1 protein-coding gene is annotated in these 418 nt (G+C 74.6%); it reads right to left on the bottom strand.

Annotated features, from left to right (window positions below; translation table 11 throughout):
* Positions 1-418, bottom strand: a 418-nt coding sequence (locus tag OOT08_RS15260; protein ID WP_325093699.1) for a winged helix-turn-helix transcriptional regulator, incomplete at both ends; no start/stop codon positions are given.

Here is a 418-nt window from a genome sequence, read left to right as displayed (position 1 = left end):
TGGCCACGCCGAGCACCGCCGACACGGGCACGGGGTGCCCGGCGGCGCAGCGCAGCTCGGGGAACACCTCCGCGCCGCAGCCCTCGTGGCTCAGCTCCAGCCCCGAGTGCGCGCCGACGTGCTCCTGGCCCCAGCGAAACAGCGCGGAGATCACGGGCAGAAAATCAAGCCCGGAGTCGGTGAGGCGATACTCCTGGCGGGGGCGGGAACCCGGCTCCCGGTAGGGGTCGCGGCGGAGCAGCCCCGCCGCGACGAGGCTCCGGAGGTGCGCGGAGGCCGTCGCGGGCGCGATGCCGATGCGGCGCACGAAGTCGTCGAAGCGGCGGGTGCCGAGGAAGGCCTCGCGGAGAATCAGCAGCGCACTCCGTGAACCGACGATGCCCAGGGTCCGCTCGATGGGGCCGGGGACGCCCTCCCC

Source organism: Leucobacter sp. M11 (genome assembly GCF_035726885.1).
Taxonomy (GTDB): domain Bacteria; phylum Actinomycetota; class Actinomycetes; order Actinomycetales; family Microbacteriaceae; genus JAPFRB01.
Note: the sequence above shows the minus strand (reverse complement) of the source record. Positions and strands in the feature narration are given on the sequence as shown.